Source organism: Streptomyces virginiae, assembly GCF_000720455.1.
GTDB lineage: Bacteria > Actinomycetota > Actinomycetes > Streptomycetales > Streptomycetaceae > Streptomyces > Streptomyces virginiae.
On the sequence record NZ_JOAK01000005.1, the window covers coordinates 157,164 to 175,077 of the forward strand.

The window sequence follows — 17,914 nt, forward strand, 5'->3', positions numbered from 1 at the left end:
TGACAGAACGGTGAAATGGTGAACACACCGGACAGTTCACGGGGTTCGATTTACTGCGAGTAACAGCGGCCGCAATTGCCAAGTTTTGGCAAAGTGCGGCCGCTGTTTATCTACGTGTCAACAAATCGGCGGCGGCCCGACGGGGTCCGGGACCCTTCGCGGGACCGGTCCGGAGCGGCTGCGGAGCCGGTCGGGAGCCGGTCTAGAAGAGCACGCGCGCCAGCGCCGTCCGCGCCGCCGTCACCCTCGGGTCGTCGGCGCCGATGACCTCGAACAGTTCCAGCAGCCGCAGCCGCACCGCATCCCGATCGTCACCGAACGTGACCTTGACGGTGTCCACCAGGCGGCCGAAGGCGTCCTCCACGTGCCCGCCGACGAGGTCGAGGTCGGCCGCGGCGATCTGCGCCGCCGGGTCGCGCGGGTTCTCGGCCGCGGCGGCGCGCACCTCCTGCGGGTTCATGTGCTGGACCCGGGCGAGCAGCTCCGCCTGGGCGAGGCCGAGCTTGGCCTCGGTGTTGCCCGGGTCGTCCGCGAGTACGTTCTTGTACGCCTGCACCGCGCCGCCCAGGTCACCGGCGTCCAGTGCGACGACGGCCGCCTCCAGCAGCGCGTCGTGCGGACCGGCCGGGGCCTCGGTCTCGACGGGCCCGGCGGCCCCTTCGGCGTTCGGGTCCACCTCGATGCCGATGATCCCGAAGCGCTCCTCGGCGAGCTGGACCAGCTGGGCGAGGGTTTCGCGGATCTGCTGCTCGGGGGCGACGCCCTGGAAGAGCGGCAGCACCTGACCGGCGACCACGGCGAAAACGGCCGGGATGCCCTGGATCTGGAACTGCTGCATCAGCATCTGGTTGGCGTCGACGTCGACCTTGGCCAGCACGAGGCGGCCGTTCGCCTCGATGACCAGGCGTTCCAGGAGCGGGCTGAGCTGCTTGCACGGCTGGCACCACTCGGCCCAGAAGTCCAGGACGACCGGGACTTCCGCGGAGAGCTGGAGCACATCACGTTCGAAGCCGGCCTCGTCTACGTCGACGACGAGCGCGGACGGCGGGACGGCGCCGGCGGACGGGGCGGACCCGCCGCCCTGGCTCGCCTGGCGGGCCGCCTCGGCGCGGGCCTGCTCGGCCTTGGCCTTGGCCTCGCCGGCCGCCTTCACAGCGGCGAGGTCGACGACGCCGCTCATGGACATGTTTCTGGGCTGCATGCGTACATCCTCCCCCGTGTGCGCGCGCCGACGAAAAAGATCGCGTGAATTGGCCGTGCCGTCGCATCCGCCGCGATCGTCTTGCTGGGCGGCGCCGGGTCCCCACCTGGCGCCAGTAGCTCTTCGCGTGGTTGTCGCTCTTACGCTACGAGCCGTAGCGTAACTCCCCCGGCGGCCCTGCGCGCCCCCGCGGCGCCCGTGATCTGAACCACAGCGGCCCGTTCGGCTACCGACGGGTATGGTCTCGGCCATGCGCAACCCCAGCCCCGGCCGCACCGGTCGCCCCCGCAGCGCGGCCGCGGACGCCGCCATCCTCGCCGCCACCCGGGACGCGCTGGTCGAGCTGGGCTGGTCGAAGCTGACGATGGGCGACGTCTCGGCCCGCGCGGGCGTCGCCAAGACCACCCTGTACCGGCGCTGGGCGGGCAAGAGCGAGCTGGTCGTGGACGCCGTCGCGGAGCTCTTCGACTCCCTCGAACTGCCGGACCGAGGCTCCCTGGAAGCCGACATCGAGTACGTGGTCCTGCGCTTCGCGGAGCTGCTGCGGCGCCCGGAGGCCCGTACGGCCCTGATGGCGGTCGTCTCCGAGTCCACCCGGGACGAGGCCCTGCGTGACCGGATCCGGTCGGCGATCGTCGACCGGCAGAAACGTCTCGTCGTACTGGGTCGCGAACGGGCCCAGGCCCGCGGCGAACTCCCCTACGAGGAGGACGAGTTCCTCGCGGGCCGCACCACTGACCTGATCTTCGACGTGATCGCGGGCACCGTCGTGCACCGCGCCCTGGTGAGCTCGGAGCCGGTGGACGAGCTCTGGGTGGGCGCCTTCACCGCGCTGCTGATGCACGGACTGCGCGGCCCGTCCGCCGCCGCCTGACCCTCCGGCGGGTCCGCTCACACCACGGGCCCGGCATGCGGCCGGCGCCTGCCGGGCCAGTCCACCCGGATCTGTCGGCCGCGGTCCACGGGCGGCTCCCCCAGGCCGGCGGCCGCGAGTGCCGCCGTACCGGCGTACCGGCCGGCGAGCCGGTAGCCGAAGTCGCGGGAGTCCACTTCGTGGAAGCCCCCGTCCGTGAGAACCACGGCGGCCGCCACCCCGTTCAGCCCCTCCTGGATCCCCTCCCACACGGCGGGCAGGAACTCGTGCGGGAGCCGGTTGTCGGAGACGGTGTGCAGGAACTCCGACTCGCCGTCCGCGCCGGGCGGTTCGAAGTCCGCGACGATGTACGCGTACGGTCCGCAGCCGGTCTGCATCACCACACGGACGCTGACCCCGGGCACGGAAACGGGAAGGCCGGTCACGCCCCCAGCGTATGGGAGTGGCATGACCGGCCTTCGCCGCGGACCTCGGGGTCCCGGGGTCAGAAGCCCGGGGGCTCGGTGTAGACGCCCCACTCCTCGCGCAGCGCGTTGCAGATCTCGCCCAGCGTGGCCTCGGCCCGCACCGCGTCCAGCATGGCGGGGATCATGTTCGACCCGTCGCGGGCGGCGTCCAGCATGGCCTTCAGGGACGCGGCGACCTTGGCGTCGTCGCGGCGGCCCTTGCGGTCGGCGAGCACGCGGACCTGCTCGCGCTCCACCTCGTGGCTGACCCGCAGGATCTCCAGGTCGCCGGTGACCGAACCGTGGTGGACGTTGACGCCGACGACCCGCTTGTCGCCCTTCTCCAGCGACCGCTGGTACTGGAAGGCCGACTCGGCGATCTCGCCGGTGAACCAGCCGTCCTCGATGCCGCGCAGGATGCCCGAGGTGATCGGCCCGATCGGGTGCCGGCCGTCCGGGTGGGCGCGCAGGCCCCGCTCCTTGATCTGCTCGAAGATCTTCTCGGCGTCGGCCTCGATGCGGTCGGTGAGCTGCTCCACGTACCAGGAGCCGCCCAGCGGGTCCGCCACGTTGGCGACTCCGGTCTCCTCCATCAGCACCTGCTGGGTGCGCAGGGCGATCTCGGCCGCCTGCTCGCTCGGCAGCGCGAGCGTCTCGTCGAGGGCGTTGGTGTGCAGCGAGTTGGTGCCGCCGAGGACGGCCGCGAGGGCTTCCACGGCGGTGCGCACGACGTTGTTGTACGGCTGCTGCGCGGTGAGGGAGACGCCGGCGGTCTGCGTGTGGAAGCGCAGCCACATCGACTTCTCGCTCTTGGCCCCGTAGACCTCCTTCATCCAGCGCGCCCAGATCCGGCGGGCCGCGCGGAACTTGGCGATCTCCTCGAAGAAGTCGAGGTGCGCGTCGAAGAAGAAGGAGAGACCGGAGGCGAAGTGGTCCACGTCCAGGCCGCGGGAGAGGCCCAGCTCCACGTAGCCGAAGCCGTCGGCGAGGGTGTAGGCCAGCTCCTGCGCGGCCGTGGCCCCGGCCTCACGGATGTGGTAGCCGGAGACGGACAGCGGCTTGTAGGCCGGGATGCCCTTCGCGCAGTACTCCATGAGGTCGCCGATGAGGCGCAGGTGCGGCTCGGGCTCGAAGAGCCACTCCTTCTGGGCGATGTACTCCTTGAAGATGTCCGTCTGGAGCGTGCCGTTCAGGACGGCGGGGTCCACGCCCTGGCGCTCGGCGGCGACGAGGTACATGCAGAAGGCGGGCACGGCGGGGCCCGAGATGGTCATGGAGGTCGTGACGTCACCGAGGGGGATGTCCTTGAAGAGGACCTCCATGTCGGCGGCGGAGTCGATGGCGACGCCGCAGTGGCCGACCTCGCCGAGCGAGCGGGGGTCGTCGGAGTCGCGCCCCATGAGGGTCGGCATGTCGAAGGCCACGGAGAGCCCGCCGCCGCCGGCGGCCAGGATCATCTTGTAGCGCTCGTTCGTCTGCTCGGCGTTGCCGAAGCCGGCGAACTGGCGGATGGTCCAGGTCCGGCCGCGGTAGCCGGTGGCGTGCAGACCGCGGGTGTACGGGTACTCCCCCGGCCAGCCGATCCGCTCGAAGCCCTCGTACGCGTCGCCGGGCCGGGGCCCGTAGACCGGTTCGACCTCGTCGCCGGAGAGCGTGGTGAAGTCTGCCTCGCGCTTGCGGGCCTTGTCATAACGGGCCTGCCAGCGGCGGCGGCCCTCCTCGATGGCGTCAGCGTCCATACCCACGAATTTACTAGGACGTCCTAGTAAATGTCGATGGCAAACCCCCGGGGACTCGCCCCGGGGGTGGGTGACGCTCGCCTCGTATCAGGCCCGGGCGGTCGCGAGGGAGTCGCTGACCAGCGGCTCGACCTCGGCACGCACCTTGCGCTCGACGAAGAACGCGGCCAGCGGAATCGTGCCCGACACGAGCACCCAGAGCAGTTTCCCGAAGGTCCACTTGGCCTTGGAGCCCAGGTCGAAGGCGAAGACCAGGTAGATCATGAAGAGCACACCGTGGGCCTGCGACACGAAGAAGGTCAGCTCGGCGCCGGTGTCGAAGCCGTACTTCGCCACCATGCAGGCGCAGAGGATCAGGAGCATGACCGCGGTCACGTAGGCCATGACGCGGTAGCGGGTCAGCACGCTTCGTTTCATGCGGACGAGCCTAACCGTCCGTTTTGCTCGATCTTGACGCGGCCCCGGGATCGCGGGACGGGTCCGAACGGGGGCACACCGCCCGGACACCCCCTAGGGAGTGTCCGCACAGTAGCGTCGGCCGCCCGGAGGGCGGGCGCGCAGGCGGGACTTCGCGGACACGACCTAGGACTCCTCGAAGTCCGCGGCGGCCACCCGCAGCGGGCGGAGCAGGGCGAAGATCTCCCCGCATTCCTCGGCGTCGTAGGCGCCCAGGCCGAAGTCGACGGCCATCAGGTCCTTGGTGGCGGCCTCGACGACCTCCCGGCCCTTCTCCGTGATGGAGGCGAGGGTGCCCCGGCCGTCGTTCGGGTTGGGCCGCTTGGCGACCAGGCCGGACTTCACCAGCCGGTCCACGGTGTTGGTCACCGAGGTCGGGTGGACCATCAGCCTCTCGCCGATCTTCGACATCGGCAGCTCGCCCGCCTTGGAGAAGGTGAGCAGCACCAGGGCCTCGTAGCGCGCGAAGGTCAGCCCGTACGGCTTGACGACCGCGTCGACCTCGCCGAGCAGGATCTGATGGGCGCGCATGATCGAGGTGATCGCGGCCATCGAGGGCACGGGCCCCCACCGCTGCTGCCAGAGCTCGTCGGCGCGGGCGATGGGGTCGAAGGGAAGGCTGAGCGGCTTGGGCACGCCTCCGACCCTACCGGGAGGTCACTTCCCGGCGCGGGCCGTCTCATCCCTCAGTCGCTCCTCCTGCCGGACGGCGGACCGCAGTTCGGCCAGGAGCGCCAGCACGACGGCGGTGCCGAGCACCCCGGACCCGGTGACGACCACGTGCACCGGGAAGAACTCCGCGGCGACCCCGGCCAGGGCCATGCCGACTCCCTGGAGGGTCATCAGGCCGGTGCTGAGCAGGGTCATCGCCCGGCCGCGCAGCTCGTCGGGGACGGCTTCCACGTACCACTGGTCCAGGCCCAGGGTGTGGGCGTGGGCCAGCCCGGCGAGCAGCAGCGCGAGCAGGACGAGGGGTACGCCCGGCCGGCCGGCGTAGAGGAGGAACGGCAGCAGGCCTGCGGCGGCCAGCGGGGCGACGATCCGCGAACGCGTCCGCGCGCTGAGCGCGGATCCCGCCCAGAGCTCGCCGGCGATGGTGCCGACGGGCATGGCGCACATCATCAGTCCGAGCACGGCGGTCCCCGCGCCGATGCCGTCGGCGTACGCGGCGAGCAGGGCCTCGGGGACGACGAGGAAGACGGGCGGCAGCCAGAACAGCAGGGTGAGCGCCCGCAGCCGGCGCCGGCCCAGGACGGCCCGCATCCCGGCGAGCGGTGAGGTGCGGACGGCCGTCCGTGCGGGGCGGGCGCGGGTGCCCAGCCGCAGCAGGAGGGCCGAGCCGAGGAATCCGGCGGCGGTCAGCGCGAGGGCGCCGCGCGGGGCGAGCACGGTGAGCAGCAGCCCGCCGAGGCCGAAGCCGATGAGCTGGGCGCTCTGGGCGACCAGGCGCAGCAGCGAGCGGCCCAGGACGTACGCCTCGCCGGAGCCGAGGATGTCGGGGAGGGAGGCGTTGCGCGTGCCCTGGAAGAGGGGTGCGACGAAGGCCGTCGCGCAGCGCAGGACGAGGAGCGCGGCGACGGGGGTGGCGGGGAGCACCATGGCCGCGGCGCAGGCCGCGCAGACGAGGTCGCACGTGACGAGCACCCGCCGGGCGGGGAGGCGGTCGGCGATCCCGGCGAGCAGGGTGCCGCCGAGGGCGTAGGGGAGGAAGCCGAGCGCGAAGGTGAGCGCGCTCATCAGGGGTGATCCGGTGAGGCGGTAGACGAGGACGGAGAGGGAGATCTCGGCGACGACCAGGCCGAGTACGGACATCAGGTGTGCGGCGAAGACGGCGGGGAATTCCGGGGTCCGGAAGACGCTGCGGTAGCCGGCGGAGCCCGCTTCGGCCGGGGCCGGGGTGACGGTTGCCATGACGGCAGCGTCGGGGGCCTAGGCTGGCCGGCGTAGAGATTCGGCCTGGGACGAATGTCGGGCGGGACGGTCCGCGGAGCGGGGAGGGTGCGGCATGGGATTGCACCATCGTTTCGGGCACGAGGACCTGCTGCGCTGCCGGTTCGCGCTGTCGCCGGCGTGGGAGACGCAGGAGGCGATCCGGACCCTGAGCCGCCCGGACCGGCAGGGCTACCACCTGCCGTGGCTCCAGCGGATCCGGGCCGCCGCCGACGGGCTGGACCTGCGGCCGCTGTGGCTGCTGATGCCCCGCCGGGGGCACAGTACGGACTTCATCAGCCCGCCGCCGAGCGGGCCGGGCGTCTCCTTCGAGGAGGAGCTCGCGGTGATCCGAGCGGCCGATCCGGCCGCGGCGCGCGAGGACATGCGCAGGTCGCTGGCGTGCACGCCGGGTGCGCTCGACAGCGACCCGGGGCGGTACCTGCTCGCCGATCCGGCGCGGGCGGTGCGCGAGCTGGCGGACCTGCTGGAGCGGGCCTGGGCCGTGCTGGTCGAGCCGCACTGGCCGCGGCTGAGGGCCCTGCTGGAGGCGGACATCCTCTTCCACACGCGCCGCCTCGCCGCGGGTGGGCTGGAGTCCCTCTTCGACGGCCTGCACCCCGAACTCGCCTGGGACGCGGCCTCGCTCACCCTGACCATCGAGCGGCCCACCCACCACGACCGCGTCCTGGGCGGACAGGGGCTGCTGCTCATGCCGAGCGCCTTCGTCTGGCCGCAGATCGCGGGCGGCTTCGACCCGCCGTGGCAGCCGACGGTCGTCTACCCGGCCCGGGGCGTCGGCGCCCTGTGGACCCCGGCGGGCGAGGACACGCCGACCGCGCTGGCCCGGCTGCTGGGCCGGGCCCGGGCGGACGTGCTGTGCGCGCTGGACGAACCGGCGTCCACCACGGCCCTGGCCCACCGCCTGGGCCTGGCTCCGTCCACCGTCTCGGCCCACCTGGGGGTCCTGCACGCGGCGGGGCTGCTCATCTCCGCCCGCCGGGGCCACCAGGTGCTCTACGAACGCACCCCGCTGGCCATCGCCCTCACCACGGGGGACGCCGTCGGCTGACCGGGGCGGGCGGTGTCGCACGGCCGAGCCGACGGTCCGTCATGTCACCATATTCCGGTCTTACGGTCTGCCGCCCGACCCTTCGTCCCGAGGAAACCGGATGCCCCCCGTCGCTCCCAGGCCGTGTCCCAGGCCGCGCCGTCCCCGGCCCGCCGCCGTCCTCGGCCTGCTCCTGCTCCTCGCGGCCGCTCCCGCCTGCACCACGGCACCGGAGTCCGGGCCGCGCCCGCCCGCCGCCGGCCCCGGGGCCCCGGCCGCCGCCGACGGCGGGTCCGCCTTCTGGGTGGACCCGGACGGCGACGCCGCCCGGCAGGTCGTGGCGTGGGAGGCGAGGGGCCGCTACGACGACGCCCAGGTGCTGCGCCGGATCGCGGACCGGCCGGTGGCCCTGTGGGGACGGCCGGGCGATCCCGGCCCCGGGATCCGCCGGGCCCGCGCGGGCGCGAAGGCCGCCGGGCGGACCCTGGTGCTGGCCGCGCACAACATCCCGCACCGCGACTGCGGACGCCGGCCGGCCGGGGGCGCCGCCGACGCCCGGGCCTACCGCGGCTGGATCGGCGCATTCGCCGACGCGATCGGCGACGCCCGGGCCCTCGTCGTGCTGGAGCCGCACGCCGTCGCGCAGGCCGTCGACGGCTGCGTGCGCGACGGGCAGCGCGCCGAGCGCTACCGGCTGCTCTCCGAGGCCGTCGACCGGCTCAAGCGGAACCGCAATACGAAGGTCTATCTGGACGCAGGCGATCCGGCGTGGATCCGCGATCCCGCGGACCTCGTCGGCCCCCTCCGCGAGGCGGGCCTCGACCGCGCCGACGGCTTCGCCCTCAACGTCTCCGGCTTCCAGCCGGACGCGGCCGTCCGGGCCTACGGCGCCGAACTCTCCCGGGCCACCAAGGGCCGGCACTTCGTCATCGACACCGGCCGCAACGGCGCCGGGCCGCTGCCGGGCGACCGCATCCGGGCCTCCTGCAACCCGCCCGGCCGCGCCCTCGGCACACCGCCGACCGACCGGACCGGCGACCCGCTCGTCGACGCGTACCTCTGGGTGAAGCGGCCCGGCGAGTCCGACGGGACCTGCCGCGGCGGCCCGGCGGCCGGCACCTGGTGGCCCGAACAGGCCCTCGGCCTGGCCCGCCGCGCCCGCGACTGAGCCGCCGCACGCGGTTCAGCCGCGGGTGCCGCGGCGCAGTCCGTGGCGTACGGCGCGCTGGCTCAGCGGCCCCAGGCCCTCCAGTACCGCGGCCAGTCCGGCGAGCTGCTCCAGCGCGTCGAACGCGCTGCCGGCGCCCTGCGGGTCCACCGCCTCGTACAGCTCGATGCCGACGAAGGAGGCGGCGGTGGCCCGGGCGAGCCCCGCGGGGTCGGCGAACCCGTCCAGCGGGGTCGCCGCGAGCAGCCGGGTGAGCACCTCCTCCAGCTCCTCGATCCACAGGCCGAGTCCGGCCGCGGTGGCGGCCGCGAGGGCGGGCGACGTCTGACCGGCGGCCAGCAGCTGCCCGAGCATGGCGACGTGCCCGGCCTCCCGCTCCTCGGCGTGCATCGCGCGGGCGAACTCCACCAGTTCGGCGAGGCTGCCCAGCGCGGCGAGCCGGTCGCGGTAGCGGTCCACCCGCTGCTCGGCGCCGTACCGGCAGGCGGCGGCGAGCAGTTCGTCGACGGAACCGAAGTGGTAGAAGATCAGGCCCTGGCCGACTCCGGCGGTGGCCGCGATGGTGCGGGCCGAGGCCTTGGCGATGCCCTGCTCCACGAGCGTGCGCAGGGCTCCTTCGAGGAGCTTGTCCTTGGTGGCCGCGCTCATGCCCGGGCCTCCTCGCGGACCGGTCGCAGGTCTCCGCGGACCCCGTGCGTGCGGACGTCGACGTACTGGGCGGTGAAGGACCCCTCGTAGCCGAAGAGCGGTCCGAAGCGTCGGTTGACCACCCGCACCCTGATCCGGAAGCGGCCGGTGGCGTCGTCGAAGGACTCGCGCACCTCGGCGTCACCGCCGATGAGTTCGGGGACGCGGACGTCGACGGGGCCCTCGCGGAAGCGGTGCTCACCGGAGCGGATGAGCAGCGAACCGTCCGCCTCGGCGCTCATGTGCAGGTCGCTGGCGAGGTGCTGGTGCGTGCCCAGGTAGTCGAGGACGCAGTCACGCTCAGGGCTGTGGACCATCGTGGCGTCGAACCGGTGCGGCCCGCCGGGCAGCTGGAAGGTCCGTACGAAGGTGACGGTCTCGCGCCCGTGGGAGTCGAGGTACGGGAGGTTCTCGATGACGAAGGGGACGTCGCGTCCCTCGCGCGGCACCAGGATGTTGCGCATCCCGCCGAGCCGGAGGAAGGGCTTCACGAAGCTGCCGCCGTGCCATATCCGTTCCATGGTCCCGCGGCCGACACAGCCCTCCCCGCTGTCCAGCCCGACCGAGAAGCGGCGCTGGATCTGCGGGTGCAGACGGTCGAAGTCGGAGCCCATGTGGGCCCGGAAGATGGAGGTCATGACGGCTCCAGGGTGCTGAGCAGACGGGGTGCGGCGACGGGGGTGCGGCCGGGCGGCGTGCGCAGGCAGCGGCGCGCGGCCGGGGTTCCGGGCAGCGGCGGCAGCAGCAGCGCGGCGGCCAGGACGAGCACGGCCACGGCGGCGGGGGCGTACAGCAGGGCGGCCGCCGACAGCAGGGCGCGCAGGGCGCTCTCGGCGACCGCCCGGGCGAGGGCGGGGCCGGGCGGGGTTCCGCGTTCGCACCACAGCCGCAGCCTGTCGAAGGACCAGGCGGTGGCCCAGCCCATGAGCGGCCGGAAGACGAGCCGGTCGGCCAGGGCCCCGAAGCGGCCCCAGCGGGGCCGGTAGTCGTAGCCGGTGAGGAAGCGGATCCCGGCGCCGTCGCCGTCGCCGTCCGGAACGTAGCGCCAGTACCCGCTGCCCTCGGCGAGCAGCGAGAGCGGATGGTCCGAGGCGAACCGCAGGGCCGACACCCGGGTCCCGTCGGGCCGGCGGCGCTCCCCCGCGGAGACGCCGGTCCCGTCGACGGAGACGAAGGGCAGTACGCGGGTGGCGTACCGGAACCGCTGCGGCTCGCCCTCGGACCGCGGGAGGTAGTGGATGGAGGTGAACCTCAGGTCCCAGCGCTGATGCTGGGCGGGATCCTGGCTGCGCTCCCACAGCTCGTCCATCCCGGCCCGGATCACCGTCTCGACGTACAGGCCCACGCCCCACCCCTTCCCCCTTTTTGAGCGATCGCTCAATCCGGACCCTAGGCGAATTTGAGCGATCGCTCAACCCTTACCTTGCAGGTCGCCCTGCGGGTGGCTGCCGGGCTCTGCCCGGACCCGCACCTCAAACGCCGGCGGGGCTGGAACGGTGCGGCCTGCTCTGCGAGCTGCTCGGCAGGGCCGGTCCGGGGGGCCGGGGCGGGCGGTGGGGCGGGGACGCGTAGGAGGGTCCCCGCAGGACGAGGCGCAACCACCGGGCACAACCGCGACATGCCCGGCCGCGCCGAGCCGAGGAGACCCTCGTACGGGGCACCGCCCCACACCGGGACACCGCCGAGCACCCCGCAGGGGCATGGCACGCGAAAGCGCCCCCGGCCGGATGGGCCGGGGGCGCTGGGGACGTACAGGGGGGCGGGGGTCAGCCCTGCCCGAGGTGGCGTTCCACCGTCTCGACCTTCGAGGTGATTCCGTCGGTGACGCCGGGTCGGATGTCGGCCTTCAGGATGAAGGAGACGCGCGGCGCCCGCTCCTCGACGGCGGCGACCGCACGCCGGATCACGTCCATGACCTCGTCCCACTCGCCTTCGACCGTCGTGAACATCGCGTCGGTGCGATGGGGCAGACCGGACTCGCGGACCACCCGGACCGCGTCGGCGACGTACTCCCCGACCTCTTCACCGACACCCAGCGGGGTCACCGAGAACGCGACGATCACGCCTGGGCCGCCTCACGGGCACGGGCCGCCACCACGCTGTCGGCCTCTTCCCGCTTGAGGAGCTTGTCGCCGTAGAGGCCGCCCAGGGGCACCACCGCGAGGACGAAGAACAACACGACCTTCTTGAAGGGCCACTTCGCCTTGTACCAGACGTCCAGCAGCAGCACCGCGTAGACCATGAACAGGAACGCGTGCAGCAGACCCAGCGGCAGCAACAGGTAGTCGATGTCCGAGACCCGGCTCAGCAGCGAGCCGAAGATCAGCAGGGCCGGGAACGACAGCGCCTCCGGCACGGAGACGAGGCGCAGGCGGTGCAGGGCGGAGGCGGTCTTGATGTCCACGTGGAACCTTCGGGGTGGAGGCCAGGGTCGCCTCCAGTGTCTCAGCCGCTTTACGGGATCTTGACCCGGCCCCTCCCGCCCGGAGTGGGCCCGGATCGCACCGGTTTCACGCCCATACCGCCGAGGTGTGGCATATCTCGGCCACGGGCCCTGTTCGGGTCCGCCCGCTGCCGATAACGTCTTCCCGTGGCTCAGTTCCGACTCCAAGGCAGCAAGGTGCTGGCCGTCGACCTGACCGGGGACGCCGTGAAAGCGAAGAACGGCTCCATGGTCGCGTACGACGGGCAGATGGCCTTCAAGAAGATGACCGGCGGCGGCGAAGGCCTCCGCGGCATGGTGACCCGCCGGCTGACCGGCGAACAGATGACGGTGATGGAAGTGCAGGGGCACGGCACCTGCTTCTTCGCCGACCGCGCAAGTGAGATCAATCTGGTCAATCTGCGCGGCGAGAAGCTCTACGTCGAGTCCAGCAACCTGCTGTGCACCGACGCCGGTCTGCGCACCGGCACCACCTTCACCGGGCTGCGCGGCGCCTCGACGGGCAACGGCCTGTTCACCACGACGGTCGAGGGCTCGGGCCAGGCGGCCATCATCTCCGACGGTCCGGCCGTGGTGCTGCGCGTGAGCGCCCAGTACCCGCTGTCCGTCGACCCGGGGGCGTACATCGCGCACACCGGCAACCTCCAGCAGTCCTTCCAGTCCGGTGTGACCTTCCGCACACTGATCGGCGAGGGGTCCGGCGAGGCCTTCCAGATCCGCTTCGAGGGCGAGGGCCTGGTCTACGTGCAGCCCAGCGAGCGCAACACCATCGGGGGCGACGTCTGATGCCGTTCCGCGAAATCAACTCGAAGATGGTCGAGGCCCAGGTGATCCCGGGCCAGAGGATGTTCAGCCAGCGCGGCGCGATGCTCGCGTACCGCGGCGACGTCTCCTTCACCCCGAGCCTGACGGGCGGTCAGGGCGGGGTCATGGGCATGATCGGGCGCCGCGTGGCGAACGAACAGACCCCGCTGATGACGGTCGAGGGCAGCGGCACGGTGATGTTCGGCCACGGCGGCCACCACATCCAGGTGATCAACCTGACCGGCGAGACCCTCTACGTCGAGGCCGACCGGCTGCTCGCCTTCGACGGCACCCTGCAGCAGGGCACGATGTTCATGGGCTCGCAGGGCGGGGTCATGGGCATGGTCCGCGGCCAGGTGACCGGCCAGGGCCTGTTCACCACCACCCTCAAGGGCCACGGCTCGGTCGCCGTGATGGCCCACGGCGGGGTCATCGAACTCCCCATCACCCCGAACCGGCCGGTCCACGTGGACCCGCAGGCCTACGTGGCCCACCACGGGGACGTCAGGAACAAGCTCTCCACCGCCCTCGGGTGGCGGGACATGGTGGGGCGCGGCTCGGGCGAGGCGTTCCAGCTGGAACTGTCCGGTCAGGGCGCGGTGTACGTACAGGCCTCCGAGGAGAAGCTGTGAACTTTGGCCCCGTGATGGGCGGACCGGGCGGCCCGACGGTCTTCGACCCGTACACGCTGCCGTCCGACGACAACGTGAACGCGTACACCTTCTGCGTGGAGCTCAAGGGGAGCCAGTGGTTCCTGCAGAAGGGCAAGATGATCTCGTACTACGGGCGCATCGAGTTCAACGGCATCGGCAACGGACGCTTCGACCGCCTGCTGCGCACCAGCTTCCACTCGCCGCTGCACGCCAGCGACTGGGTGGTCGCCGAGGGCCAGGGCAAGATGCTGCTGGCCGACCGGGCCTTCGACGTGAACTCGTACGACCTGGACGACGGCAACCTGACGATCCGCTCGGGCAACCTGCTGGCGTACCAGCCCTCGCTCGCCCTGAAGCAGTCGATCGTCCCGGGCTTCCTGACGCTGATCGGGACCGGGAAGTTCGTGGCGGCCTCCAACGGGCCGGTGGTGTTCATGGAGCCGCCGCTGCGCGTGGACCCCCAGGCGCTCGTCGGCTGGGCGGACTGCCCGTCCCCCTGTCACCATTACGATCACGGCTACATGTCCGGCGTGATGGGCGGACTGCGTTCACTGACCGGCATCGGGGGCACCTCGGGCGAGGAGCACCAGTTCGAGTTCGTGGGAGCCGGCACTGTGCTCCTGCAGTCCTCGGAGATGCTGATGGCGGAGCAGTCGGTCGGCGCGGTGGGCGCCGGGGCGGCCACGGGCAACGCACAGGGCGTGCCGGGTGCCGGCCAGGGACCACTGGGGCAGATGGGCGTGCCTCGGATGCCGGGACAGCTGGGTGATCTCCAGCGGCGCCTGGGACTGTGACGGACGGCCGGGACTTTCGACCTTTGTACGCAATTCAACTTTTTAGGTAGAGTTCATTCATGGAGACCATGGAGACCGAGACGGCCACGCGCTGGCTCACCGACGCGGAGCAGTGCGCCTGGCGCACCCACCTGGACGTCAGCAGGCTGCTCATGCACCAGCTGGAAAAGGATCTCCAGCCCTTCGGACTCACCAACAACGACTACGAGATCCTCGTGAACCTCTCGGAGTCGCAGGACCACCGGATGCGGATGAGCGATCTCGCGACCGCCACCCTGCAGTCCAAGAGCCGGCTGTCGCACCAGATCACGCGCATGGAGACGGCGGGCCTGGTCCGCCGGGTCAACTGCGAGTCCGACCGCCGCGGCCTGTACGCGGTGCTCACCGACGAGGGCATGGAGACGATGCGGAAGGTCGCCCCGCACCACGTGGCGTCCGTCCGCCAGCACTTCATCGACCTGCTGCCGCCGGAGGCCCTGGCGGCGCTTCGCGCCTCGCTGACGCCGGTGGCGGAGCACCTGCGCGGCACCCGCGGGAAGGTCTGAGGGGGACGCTCGGCGCGCCCCGCGGGGCGGCAGGCCGGACAATGGGCGGTATCCGCCCGCTGCCGGCCGCCGCCGGGCAACTGTGAGCGCCATGGCCGGCCTGAGGAGGTCCTTCCATGAAGCGCACCCGGTACGTCTCTGCGGCCGCGTCCGTCGTCCTGATCGTCGGCGGTCCGGTGACCGCCGCCGCCGCGATGTCCTCCGACGCGGCGAGAACCGTCACCGCGGCCCCCGCCCTGCGCGCCGACGTGACGGCGCAGGGTGCTGCCGCGGCCGCCCTGAAGCACTACCCGGGCGTGATCGAGTCCCTCGACAAGGACGGCTCCGTCTGGCACGTCGACGTGATCAGCAAGGACGGCAAGGGCCACGCCGAGCTGGAGGTGTCCGCGAGCGGCGCCGTCACCGAGCAGAACCGGGACACCGACGAGAACGCCGGCGAGAACAAGGCCCTGGTCTCCGCCAAGGTCACCGCCGAAGGGGCGATGAAGGCGGCCCTCGCCGCCCACCCCGGTCAGGTCTGGTCCGTGCAGTGGGAGGACGGCGACGACGGCAAGGCCCCCTACTGGGAGGTCGAGGTCAAATCCTCCGACGGCAAGACCTGGAACGCCCACGTGGACCACGCCACGGGCAAGGTGACCCAGTCCGGCTCGGACTCCGACTCGGACGACGACAACGACAACTGACGCCGGCCCGCCCGCCCGGTCGCCCCGGCGGCCGGGCCCGCGCCCGTCCGCCGGCCCGCGCAGTCCCGCTCAGGACTCCGTCAGGGTCGCCAGGAGGGCGTCGGCCGCCGCGTACGGGTCCAGGTCGCCCTCGGCGACCCTGGCGGCCAGCGCGCCCAGGTGCGCGTCCCCGTGGACGTCCGCCATCCGCGCCCGCAGCGCCGTCACGGCGATCGTCTCGACCTCCCGCGCTGCCCGCGCCGCCCGCCGCTCGGCGAGCACCCCGCGTTCGTCCATCCACGCCCGGTGCTTCTCCAGCGCCTCGACGACCTCGTCGATGCCCTGGCCGCGGGCCGCGACCGTCTTCACGATCGGCGGCCGCCAGTCGTCGCGGCCGCGCGCCTCGCCCAGCCCCAGCATGTGGTTCAGCTCCCGGGCGGTCGCGTCCGCGCCGTCCCGGTCGGCCTTGTTGACCACGTACACGTCGCCGATCTCCAGGATGCCCGCCTTCGCGGCCTGGATCCCGTCGCCCATCCCGGGCGCGAGCAGCACCACCGAGGTGTCGGCCTGCGAGGCGATCTCCACCTCCGACTGCCCGACGCCGACCGTCTCGACCAGGATCACGTCGCAGCCGGCCGCGTCCAGCACCCGGATCGCCTGCGGGGCGGCCCACGCGAGGCCGCCCAGGTGGCCGCGGGTGGCCATGGAACGGATGTAGACGCCCGGGTCCGAGGCGTGGTCCGACATCCGCACCCGGTCGCCGAGCAGCGCACCGCCCGAGAAGGGCGAGGACGGGTCGACGGCGAGGACGCCGACGCGCTTGCCGGCCTTGCGGTAGGCGGACACCAGCGCCGAGGTCGAGGTCGACTTGCCCACGCCCGGCGAGCCCGTCAGACCCACGACGTACGCCCCGCCCGTCAGCGGGGCCAGGGCGGCCATCACCTCGCGCAGCTGCGGGGACGCCCCCTCGACCAGCGAGATCAGCCGGGCCACCGCTCTCGGCCGGCCCTCCCGCGCCTGGGCCACCAGCTGGGGGACGTCCACCGCCGTCATCTGTGCTGCGCTCCTCGGTTCTTCGTACGGGATGCGTGAGGGCCGCCGGGCCCGGGAAGGCGGGCCCGCGAGGCCCGGGGATCGGGGGCCGCCGCGGGCCCGGTCCGGGCCCGCGGCTGCCTGCCGTGCCTACTTCGCGACGCGGACGATCAGCGCGTCACCCTGGCCGCCGCCGCCGCACAGCGCGGCCGCGCCGACCCCGCCGCCGCGGCGCTTCAGCTCCAGCGCCAGGTGCAGCACCACACGGGCGCCGGACATGCCGATCGGGTGGCCCAGGGCGATGGCGCCACCGTTGACGTTCACCTTTTCCGGGGTCACGCCCAGGTCCTTCATTGACTGGACGGCGACCGCGGCGAAGGCCTCGTTGATCTCGATGAGGTCCAGGTCGGAAACCTCCAGGCCCTCCTTCTTCAGGGCGTGCAGGATCGCGTTGGACGGCTGCGACTGGAGGGAGTTGTCCGGGCCGGCCACGTTGCCGTGGGCGCCGATCTCCGCGATCCACTCCAGGCCGAGCTCCTCGGCCTTCGCCCTGCTCATCACGACCACGGCGGCCGCGCCGTCGCTGATCTGCGAGGAGGTGCCGGCGGTGATCGTGCCGTCCTTGGCGAAGGCGGGACGCAGCTTGCCGAGCGACTCCACCGTGGTCTCGGGGCGGATGCCCTCGTCGGTGGAGAAGATCACCGGGTCGCCCTTGCGCTGCGGGATCTCGACCGGGGTGATCTCGGCCTCGAAGACGCCGTTCTTCTGGGCGGCGGCGGCGCGCTGGTGGGAGGTCGCGGCGAACTCGTCCTGCGGAGCGCGCTCGATGCCGAGGCGGGTGTTGTGCTTCTCGGTGGACTCGCCCATCGCGATGTTCTCGAAGGCGTCCGTGAGGCCGTCGTAGGCCATCGCGTCCAGCATCTCGATCGCGCCGTACTTGTAGCCCTCGCGGGACTTGGGCAGCAGGTGCGGGGCGTTGGTCATCGACTCCTGGCCGCCCGCGACCACGATGTCGAACTCACCGGCGCGGATCAGCTGGTCGGCCAGCGCGATCGCGTCCAGGCCCGAGAGGCACACCTTGTTGATCGTCAGGGCGGGGACGTTCATCGGGATGCCGGCCTTGACCGCCGCCTGGCGGGCGGGGATCTGGCCCGCGCCGGCCTGGAGCACCTGGCCCATGATCACGTACTGGACCTGGTCGCCGGAGATCCCGGCCCGCTCCAGCGCGGACTTGATGGCGAAGCCGCCGAGGTCGGCGCCCGAGAAGGACTTCAGCGAGCCGAGCAGCCGCCCCATGGGCGTGCGGGCCCCGGCGACGATCACGGAAGTGGTGTTGTTCGATCCGGACATGAGGCACAGCCCCTTGGATGAGGAGTGAACGAGGGTTTACGTGAATGTACTGGGCGGTACCGCAGCGGTCACCGGGCTGC

The 17,914-nt window shown here is 72.4% G+C and carries 21 protein-coding genes; 8 read left to right on the forward strand and 13 right to left on the reverse strand.

Annotated features, from left to right (window positions below):
- Nucleotides 1-202: 202 nt before the first annotated feature.
- Nucleotides 203-1,201, reverse strand: a complete 999-nt coding sequence (locus IG86_RS0110380; RefSeq protein ID WP_030896441.1) for a tetratricopeptide repeat protein — start codon at nt 1,199-1,201, stop codon at nt 203-205.
- A 250-nt stretch (nt 1,202-1,451) separates the two neighbouring features.
- Here IG86_RS0110380 and IG86_RS0110385 point away from each other — a divergent pair, with 250 nt between their 5' ends.
- Nucleotides 1,452-2,075 carry a TetR/AcrR family transcriptional regulator gene (locus tag IG86_RS0110385; RefSeq protein WP_030896443.1) on the forward strand — a complete coding sequence of 208 codons (624 nt, stop codon included), beginning with the start codon at nt 1,452-1,454 and terminating at the stop codon, nt 2,073-2,075.
- A 17-nt stretch (nt 2,076-2,092) separates the two neighbouring features.
- Here the strand turns inward: IG86_RS0110385 and IG86_RS0110390 are convergent, their stop codons facing one another.
- The 5 genes from IG86_RS0110390 to IG86_RS38570 all read right to left on the reverse strand — a co-directional run bounded on the left by IG86_RS0110390 (nt 2,093) and on the right by IG86_RS38570 (nt 6,627).
- Complete coding sequence (locus IG86_RS0110390; RefSeq protein WP_030826758.1) at nt 2,093-2,500, reverse strand: hypothetical protein; 408 nt, start codon at nt 2,498-2,500, stop codon at nt 2,093-2,095.
- A gap of 59 nt (nt 2,501-2,559) precedes the next feature.
- On the reverse strand, nt 2,560-4,260 hold the full coding sequence (locus tag IG86_RS0110395; RefSeq protein WP_030896446.1) for a coenzyme B12-dependent isobutyryl-CoA mutase large subunit: 1,701 nt from the start codon (nt 4,258-4,260) through the stop codon (nt 2,560-2,562).
- 87 nt (nt 4,261-4,347) lie between these two features.
- Nucleotides 4,348-4,677 (reverse strand): DUF3817 domain-containing protein, encoded by a 330-nt coding sequence (locus IG86_RS0110400; protein ID WP_030826763.1) that lies wholly within the window; start codon nt 4,675-4,677, stop codon nt 4,348-4,350.
- A 165-nt stretch (nt 4,678-4,842) separates the two neighbouring features.
- Complete coding sequence (locus IG86_RS0110405; RefSeq protein ID WP_030826769.1) at nt 4,843-5,352, reverse strand: MarR family winged helix-turn-helix transcriptional regulator; 510 nt, start codon at nt 5,350-5,352, stop codon at nt 4,843-4,845.
- Between the two features lie 21 nt (nt 5,353-5,373).
- Nucleotides 5,374-6,627 carry an MFS transporter gene (locus tag IG86_RS38570; RefSeq protein WP_107056223.1) on the reverse strand — a complete coding sequence of 418 codons (1,254 nt, stop codon included), beginning with the start codon at nt 6,625-6,627 and terminating at the stop codon, nt 5,374-5,376.
- Between the two features lie 94 nt (nt 6,628-6,721).
- Between IG86_RS38570 and IG86_RS0110415 the strand changes: the two genes are divergently transcribed.
- Both IG86_RS0110415 and IG86_RS0110420 read left to right on the forward strand, forming a co-directional pair.
- Nucleotides 6,722-7,717, forward strand: coding sequence for an ArsR/SmtB family transcription factor (locus tag IG86_RS0110415; protein ID WP_030826773.1), 996 nt, complete (start codon nt 6,722-6,724; stop codon nt 7,715-7,717).
- Between the two features lie 100 nt (nt 7,718-7,817).
- Nucleotides 7,818-8,864, forward strand: a complete 1,047-nt coding sequence (locus IG86_RS0110420) for a glycoside hydrolase family 6 protein (protein WP_030896448.1) — start codon at nt 7,818-7,820, stop codon at nt 8,862-8,864.
- A 15-nt stretch (nt 8,865-8,879) separates the two neighbouring features.
- Here IG86_RS0110420 and IG86_RS0110425 read toward each other — a convergent pair whose 3' ends face one another.
- From IG86_RS0110425 to IG86_RS0110445, 5 genes are all read right to left on the reverse strand, one after another.
- Nucleotides 8,880-9,512: a TetR/AcrR family transcriptional regulator gene (locus IG86_RS0110425; RefSeq protein WP_030896450.1), complete on the reverse strand. Its 633-nt coding sequence runs from the start codon at nt 9,510-9,512 to the stop codon at nt 8,880-8,882.
- The gene (locus IG86_RS0110430) at nt 9,509-10,189 is read right to left on the reverse strand and encodes a DUF4166 domain-containing protein (RefSeq protein ID WP_030826782.1); all 681 of its coding nucleotides are present in this window, start codon (nt 10,187-10,189) and stop codon (nt 9,509-9,511) included. Before IG86_RS0110430 ends, IG86_RS0110425 begins: the two co-directional genes overlap by 4 nt.
- Entirely contained in the window at nt 10,186-10,896 is a 711-nt protein-coding gene (locus IG86_RS0110435; protein ID WP_030896453.1) for a hypothetical protein, read from the reverse strand. The genes IG86_RS0110430 and IG86_RS0110435 overlap by 4 nt, the downstream gene beginning before the upstream one ends.
- Nucleotides 10,897-11,317: 421 nt before the next feature.
- Nucleotides 11,318-11,614 (reverse strand): MTH1187 family thiamine-binding protein, encoded by a 297-nt coding sequence (locus IG86_RS0110440; protein WP_030826789.1) that lies wholly within the window; start codon nt 11,612-11,614, stop codon nt 11,318-11,320.
- Complete coding sequence (locus tag IG86_RS0110445) at nt 11,611-11,955, reverse strand: DUF3817 domain-containing protein (protein ID WP_030826792.1); 345 nt, start codon at nt 11,953-11,955, stop codon at nt 11,611-11,613. The genes IG86_RS0110440 and IG86_RS0110445 overlap by 4 nt, the downstream gene beginning before the upstream one ends.
- Before the next feature lie 186 nt (nt 11,956-12,141).
- Here IG86_RS0110445 and IG86_RS0110450 point away from each other — a divergent pair, with 186 nt between their 5' ends.
- The 5 genes from IG86_RS0110450 to IG86_RS39815 all read left to right on the forward strand — a co-directional run bounded on the left by IG86_RS0110450 (nt 12,142) and on the right by IG86_RS39815 (nt 15,473).
- Nucleotides 12,142-12,780: an AIM24 family protein gene (locus tag IG86_RS0110450; protein ID WP_030826794.1), complete on the forward strand. Its 639-nt coding sequence runs from the start codon at nt 12,142-12,144 to the stop codon at nt 12,778-12,780.
- Complete coding sequence (locus tag IG86_RS0110455) at nt 12,780-13,430, forward strand: AIM24 family protein (protein WP_030660381.1); 651 nt, start codon at nt 12,780-12,782, stop codon at nt 13,428-13,430. Before IG86_RS0110450 ends, IG86_RS0110455 begins: the two co-directional genes overlap by 1 nt.
- Before the next feature lie 14 nt (nt 13,431-13,444).
- Nucleotides 13,445-14,245 (forward strand): AIM24 family protein, encoded by an 801-nt coding sequence (locus IG86_RS0110460; protein ID WP_030896458.1) that lies wholly within the window; start codon nt 13,445-13,447, stop codon nt 14,243-14,245.
- Nucleotides 14,246-14,313: 68 nt separating this feature from the next.
- Entirely contained in the window at nt 14,314-14,790 is a 477-nt protein-coding gene (locus tag IG86_RS0110465; RefSeq protein WP_030660375.1) for a MarR family winged helix-turn-helix transcriptional regulator, read from the forward strand.
- A 116-nt stretch (nt 14,791-14,906) separates the two neighbouring features.
- On the forward strand, nt 14,907-15,473 hold the full coding sequence (locus IG86_RS39815; protein WP_051785081.1) for a PepSY domain-containing protein: 567 nt from the start codon (nt 14,907-14,909) through the stop codon (nt 15,471-15,473).
- A gap of 69 nt (nt 15,474-15,542) precedes the next feature.
- Here the strand turns inward: IG86_RS39815 and meaB are convergent, their stop codons facing one another.
- Nucleotides 15,543-16,505 (reverse strand): methylmalonyl Co-A mutase-associated GTPase MeaB, encoded by a 963-nt coding sequence (gene meaB / locus IG86_RS0110475; RefSeq protein WP_030826802.1) that lies wholly within the window; start codon nt 16,503-16,505, stop codon nt 15,543-15,545.
- A gap of 129 nt (nt 16,506-16,634) precedes the next feature.
- Nucleotides 16,635-17,834 carry an acetyl-CoA C-acetyltransferase gene (locus IG86_RS0110480; RefSeq protein ID WP_030660367.1) on the reverse strand — a complete coding sequence of 400 codons (1,200 nt, stop codon included), beginning with the start codon at nt 17,832-17,834 and terminating at the stop codon, nt 16,635-16,637.
- Nucleotides 17,835-17,914 lie beyond the last annotated feature (80 nt).